This is a genomic window from Lysinibacillus sp. NPDC059133 (assembly GCF_042755925.1).
Classification (GTDB): domain Bacteria; phylum Bacillota; class Bacilli; order Bacillales_A; family Planococcaceae; genus Lysinibacillus.
This window is the reverse complement of sequence record NZ_JBHZDH010000063.1, coordinates 22,204-28,225: the sequence shown is the minus strand read 5'-3', so window position 1 is coordinate 28,225 and position 6,022 is coordinate 22,204. Positions and strand designations below refer to the sequence as shown.

General features: G+C 36.5%; 8 protein-coding genes. 2 read left to right on the top strand and 6 right to left on the bottom strand.

Annotated features, from left to right (window positions below):
• On the bottom strand, window positions 1–255 hold a 255-nt coding region (rpsF, locus tag ACFXN8_RS23070), incomplete at its 3' end, for a 30S ribosomal protein S6 (RefSeq protein WP_386847823.1).
• A 172-nt stretch (window positions 256–427) separates the two neighbouring features.
• Between rpsF and ACFXN8_RS23065 the strand changes: the two genes are divergently transcribed.
• Window positions 428–988, top strand: a complete 561-nt coding sequence (locus ACFXN8_RS23065; RefSeq protein ID WP_376076099.1) for a DUF3267 domain-containing protein — start codon at window positions 428–430, stop codon at window positions 986–988.
• Window positions 989–1,056: 68 nt separating this feature from the next.
• On the opposite strand, the gene ACFXN8_RS23060 is transcribed toward ACFXN8_RS23065, so the two are convergent.
• From ACFXN8_RS23060 to ACFXN8_RS23045, 4 genes are all read right to left on the bottom strand, one after another.
• The gene (locus tag ACFXN8_RS23060; protein ID WP_386847822.1) at window positions 1,057–2,097 is read right to left on the bottom strand and encodes an acyl-CoA dehydrogenase family protein; all 1,041 of its coding nucleotides are present in this window, start codon (window positions 2,095–2,097) and stop codon (window positions 1,057–1,059) included.
• Between the two features lie 85 nt (window positions 2,098–2,182).
• Window positions 2,183–3,283, bottom strand: coding sequence for a redox-regulated ATPase YchF (gene ychF, locus ACFXN8_RS23055; RefSeq protein ID WP_386847820.1), 1,101 nt, complete (start codon window positions 3,281–3,283; stop codon window positions 2,183–2,185).
• Window positions 3,284–3,515: 232 nt separating this feature from the next.
• Complete coding sequence (locus ACFXN8_RS23050; RefSeq protein WP_376076094.1) at window positions 3,516–3,716, bottom strand: DUF951 domain-containing protein; 201 nt, start codon at window positions 3,714–3,716, stop codon at window positions 3,516–3,518.
• A gap of 1 nt (window position 3,717) precedes the next feature.
• A complete protein-coding gene (locus ACFXN8_RS23045) occupies window positions 3,718–4,602 on the bottom strand; it encodes a mechanosensitive ion channel family protein (RefSeq protein ID WP_376076091.1) in 885 nt (294 codons plus the stop codon).
• Between the two features lie 93 nt (window positions 4,603–4,695).
• Here ACFXN8_RS23045 and yyaC point away from each other — a divergent pair, with 93 nt between their 5' ends.
• Window positions 4,696–5,328 (top strand): spore protease YyaC, encoded by a 633-nt coding sequence (gene yyaC / locus ACFXN8_RS23040; protein ID WP_376076089.1) that lies wholly within the window; start codon window positions 4,696–4,698, stop codon window positions 5,326–5,328.
• Here yyaC and ACFXN8_RS23035 read toward each other — a convergent pair.
• The gene (locus ACFXN8_RS23035; RefSeq protein WP_376076088.1) at window positions 5,245–5,961 is read right to left on the bottom strand and encodes a DUF554 domain-containing protein; all 717 of its coding nucleotides are present in this window, start codon (window positions 5,959–5,961) and stop codon (window positions 5,245–5,247) included. The genes yyaC and ACFXN8_RS23035 overlap by 84 nt on opposite strands.
• Between the last annotated feature and the right edge of the window lie 61 nt (window positions 5,962–6,022).

Genomic DNA, 6,022 nt, shown 5'->3' with positions numbered 1-6,022 from the left:
GATATCTTCGCTAATGTTAGCAAGACGTGTGTATTCGTTAATTGCTTCTGAAGTAGCGTTTACTTTCACGATTTGGTAGAAACCTTCGCGGAAGTCTTGAATTTCATAAGCTAAGCGGCGTTTGCCCCACTCTTTTGATTCGATGACTTCTGCACCGTTAGAAGTTAAGATTTCGTTGAAACGTTCAACTAAAGCTTTCTTCGCTTCGTCTTCAATGTTCGGACGTACGATGTACATTAATTCGTATTTTCTCATCTGTTTACACCTCCTTATGGACTTAGGCTCTCCTATAAAAGGGAGCAAGGAGCAAGTAATAATTATTACTCACATCAATGAATTGTAACATATAGATACATGTCTTTCAAGTCGCAATCAAACAATTCTTTCTATATAATGAACTTAATTCATGAATGAACGGAGGATCTTCATGCAACCAGATAAAGAACCTATCGTAATAGAGTTGGATATAAAAAAACTAATGATGGACAATATTGTTGTCACAAGTGGTCTCGTCATATTGTTTGTAGCTATTCAATATATTTGCTTTAAAGATTTTGATTTTTCATTTTGGAATATGATGATTGGATCTATCCTTTTCGTTATTCTGTATATTGTTTTCATTGTCTTACATGAAGCCTTTCATTTAATTGGCTTTATGGTCTTTGGAGGCGTACCCTTTAAATCATTAAAATATGGCCTGAATTTAGAGCTTGGCATAGCGTACGCAACAACTGAACAACCGTTACCGAATCATGCAATGAAAAAAGCTTTATTACTTCCATTTTGGACAACTGGTGTTCTCCCGACAATTACTGGTTTCTACTTTAACAGTACTGTTTTAGTATTAGTGGGTGCTTTTTTAATCGCTGGAGCAGTCGGTGATTTTTCCATGTATAAAGAATTACGTAAATACCCAAAAAATGCATTAATACAGGATGATCCTCATTTACCTAAGCTTTATGTAAATTTGCCCGAGGAAAAGAAATAACTTTGCTGAGAGTCACGTTACAAACAGAATCTGCTTATCTCCAAGAAGATTCTGTTTTTTACACAAATTCACAACGTTAAAAAACCATGCTGTGCTGCTGTATATAAATTTCTCCAAATTCGATTAATTGAAGATGTCTCCGTAATTGCATCCATACCAAGCCTACGTATTAAGCTATTGGCAATGTCTATACAAGCCGCTGCAGTATCTTTACTTATTCGTGAAAATTGTTGTAGCTCTTCTTCAGTCAACTCATGACCTTCTTTATGTTTTTGCCAGTATTCATTCAACTTTGAGTAAAATTTCTCTTCAAGCTGTCTAAAGTTCTTCTGTTGCTTCATCAATAGAAATTGTATTGCGCCCATACGTTCAGTACGGCTTGGATCATGCTTTCTTTGCTTTGCTAAAATAGATGCCTCTTCTAAGAAATTTTCTGTTATCCCAAGACAAACGCTTATAAAAGAGGCTTCTGCAAATGCACCAAACGGAAAACTATGTACCGCACTTCCATACTTGTTTTTAATTGTGCCTAATTGGAATGTTTCCTCTTGTGGTACCCAAACATTTTGCACACGAATCGTATGACTAGCTGTCGCTTTTAAGCCCATTGCTCGCCAATCATCAAGAACCTCTACATGATCACTATTTATTGAGCAACTAATTATTTCATCTGTTCTAATACCCTCATTCTCGACAAAGCAATTCATCGTAAAAGTTGTAGCATAATCTGCTCCACTACAATACTTCCATTGACCTGTTACTCTATAACCATTATCTATTTTTACTGCTGTACCCGTAGGATAGCCACTACCTGCTATGACTGCATTTCTTGGTGAAAATATTTTTTCACAAACCTCTTTGTTCAATGTTGGAATAAACGCGTTACCCCCTGTCCCTATTGTGACAAGCCAGCCAAAGTTGCCATCAAGTGCAGACATCTGCTGGAATACTTTAATGCCCTCTAGTAGATCTAAATCTTTACCGCCTAATTCCTTTACAGTGAATAGCTTAAACAATTGATGCTCATAAATAAGCTCTAGTATATCTTCTGGTAATCTACCTAGCTGTTCAATCTCTAAACCACGTTCTTTTATTTGTAATATGTTCATACTAACCTCCTTTTTTAGATTGAAAATTCAGACAAGTATATAGACAAAAAAGGCAATCTACTTAAAGATTGCCTCTGCTCGTATTTTACACGTTGAAACGGAATAACATAATATCGCCGTCTTGCACAACATACTCTTTACCTTCAAGACGTACTTTACCAGCTTCTTTGGCAGCAGGTTGAGAACCAGCTTCTACTAAATCATCGAAAGCAACTGTTTCTGCACGAATAAATCCACGTTCAAAGTCTGTATGAATGACTCCTGCACATTGTGGTGCCTTCATACCTTTACGGAACGTCCATGCACGTACCTCTTGTACCCCAGCAGTGAAGTATGTTGCTAGTCCTAGTAAATCATATGAAGTACGGATTAATTGGTCTAAACCAGATTCTTTAATGCCTAGTTCTTCTAAGAACATTGCTTTTTCTTCATCATCAAGCTCAGAAATTTCTTCCTCGATTTTTGCACAAATTGTGATAACTTGAGCTCCTTCAGCAGCTGCATACTCACGTACCTTTTGTACATACTCGTTATTATCTGCGTCAGCTACTTCATCTTCTGAAACATTTGCCACATAAAGCATAGGTTTAATTGTTAAAAGATGAAGTCCTTTAATAACCTTTAGCTCGTCTTCTGAAAGTTCTGTAGCACGTGCTGGTCGACCGTTTTCTAATTGTTCTTTAACTTTCACAAGAATTGGTTCTTCAATCATTGCTTCTTTATCTTTTTGCTTTGCCATTTTGCCAACACGTTGTAATCGCTTATCAACAGATTCTAAATCAGCAAGTGCAAGCTCTAAATTAATGACCTCAATATCGTCAATCGGATCAACTGCACCTGATACGTGCGTAATATTTTCATCAACAAAGCAACGTACAACTTGGCAAATTGCATCTACTTCACGAATATGAGCAAGGAATTTGTTCCCTAACCCTTCACCCTTTGAAGCGCCTTTTACGATCCCAGCAATATCTGTGAACTCAAATGCCGTTGGTACTGTTTTTTTAGGTATTACTAATTCTGTTAATTTATCTAAACGTGCATCTGGTACTTCAACAATACCGACGTTCGGATCGATTGTTGCGAATGGATAGTTTGCAGCCAATGCGCCCGCTTTTGTAATTGCGTTAAATAATGTTGATTTTCCAACGTTAGGTAAACCAACGATTCCAGCTGTTAATGCCATGAATGGACACAACCTTTCTATGATCTGTTCAAATTTGTTCTTATTTCCCGTACTAACGGATACTGTGAGGTTACAGAAGTCCTCACTGATGAATCACTGTATAACCTTATCTATTATATTGATTCACTCATAAAAAGTCTAATACACATCAATTTCGCCTTGGCGTAATTACGTCCGGAGGCTGTGTCTTCAATCAATGGGTGTCCGAACACCTACTGATTGAAGATACAAACTAGTCTTCACTAGCGGAAATTAAAACCTTTTTCATTTTTTTCTCAAATTCGCGGCGTGGAATCATGACGCTATGCTGACAGCCTTCACATTTAATACGCACATCCGCCCCCATACGAATAATCTTCCACTCATTTGTGCCACATGGGTGCTGCTTTTTCATTTCAACAATATCATTTAGACCAAATTTCTTCGGTTCCATATTATTCACCATCCCCCTCATCTTTTCCATTCACACCGTAGAACATCATTTTTTGATGAGCCATTGGTATATTATTTTCTTCAAAGAGTTTTGTAACATCACGACGAATAGTACGAGCCACCCCGTATTGTTGTTGTGGCAATGTTTCTGCGACTATACGAATCGTTACTTCTGTACCCTTAACATTTTGGACACCTAAAAAGACAGGTACTGCTACAAGTTCCTTATGAATGTCAGGTAAAGTATTTAAATACTTTTTAATAATAGATTCAGCTCTTTCAAAATCGGCATCGGTCGTCATTTGTAAATCTATATGAATTTTAGAGTTGTTGACAGAGTAATTGACAACATCACCAATTGAACCATTCGGAATAATAAACTGCTCTCCTGTAGAACCATTAATCTTCGTCGTACGTAAACCGATTTCTATAACAGTTCCTTCAGCTGCATTTATTTTTATATAATCTCCAACGCCAAATTGATCTTCAAAAATAATAAAGAATCCAGTAATGACATCCTTCACTAAGCTCTGCGCACCGAAACCGATTGCTAAACCGAGAATCCCCGCTCCCGCCAATAAACCTGCTATCTGAATGTGTAAGATAGGAAGAATAGCCATGATTGCTGAAAAATAAACGGCATAGGAGATAATACTTTGTAATAATTTTGAAATTGTTTTTTGCCGGCGTTCTGAGTGGTTTAAAGGTGAACTCATTCGCATTAAAAACACTTTTTTAATAAACTTTTTACCTAATCGGACAGCTAACCACGATGCGATCAAAATAACCGTAATCTTAATTGAAGCTTCTGTGATATTTATCCAAAGCTCCTCTGATATCAACTTATCCCATAAGTTACTTAATACCTTTTCACTAAACCAATCCATTATTACCACCTCTTGAATAACTTGCTAAAAATTTGCGTATACTGCATAAAAATCGAGCACTTCTTACAAATAAAAAGGAAAGCGAGTTTTTTTATGAATACTATACCAAAATTGTTACTCCCTTATTCTCTTCATCATGAAAGTAAAAATATCGTTTGGCAATTAAGTACATTATTTTTAGAACATATACCATTTCATCATGAACGCCTTATTTTCTGTTGTATTGGAAGTGACCGTTGTACAGGTGATACACTTGGGCCGTTAACAGGTAGCTTCCTAAAAAAGTCAGTTAGTTTTCCACATGAAATTGTTGGCTCTTTAGACAATCCTTTGCATGCTCTTAATTTAGACACTACTATGCAACAGCTACACAATCATACTATAAAACCTTTCATTATTGCGATTGATGCATGTCTTGGAAGTGAACAAAATGTTGGACATATTTCTGTACAGAACGGACCTATTTTTCCGGGAAAAGCTGTAAAAAAACAATTACCTCCAATCGGTGATATTTCCATTAAAGGAATAGTCAATGTTGGAGGCTTTATGGAAATGCTTGTTTTACAAAATACAAGACTTCATATTTCCTATGCAATGGCTGAAAAGCTTTCAAGAGCGTTATTACTTGCTGCACATCGTTATTCACTGAAACATATAGAAGATAGCAACCGCAATACCGACAACGATGAGACTTGGCAACAAGTTAGCAGCCTTGATCTTAGTTAAGCCTGCTATATTTAAACCAATGGCAAAAATCATAACACCGCCTACAGCAGTCATTTCATGAATAAACATTTGTAGTGCTGCATCTGGTATAAAGGAGCTAATAATACCTGCAAAAAGTGCAATTAATCCTTGATAGACGAATACAGGGAATGCAGATAATAGCACACCAATACCTAATGTAGATGCTAATATTATCGAAATAAATCCATCGATTAATCCTTTCGTAATCAGTACATTATGATCATTACGCAAACCACTATCGAGCGCACCAATGACGCCCATAGAGCCAACTACAAATATTAAAGAAGCCGTTACAAAACCTTCTGCTATGCTAATTTGATTGTTATCAGTACGATTTTTGCTGAATAAAGATTCTACCCATTGTCCAAGTCTATTCATTTGCTTATCTAAATCTAACCACTCACCAATTACTGTACCGATCACTAAACTTATCATTAAAATAATAAAATTATCACTTTCAAAGCCCATTTTAATGCCTAAAAGTGCAACTGCTAAACCGATAATTGATAATACAGTAGACTTCATCGATTCAGGTATATTTTTAAAAATGCGTCCTACTAATGCACCTGCCATAATAAGCAGAGCATTAATTAATGCCCCTAGTAATACCACGTCCCTACCTTCCTTCTCTCTAGAAAAATAGAGAGCGCCTTGTAGTTCGGCGCTCTGATTA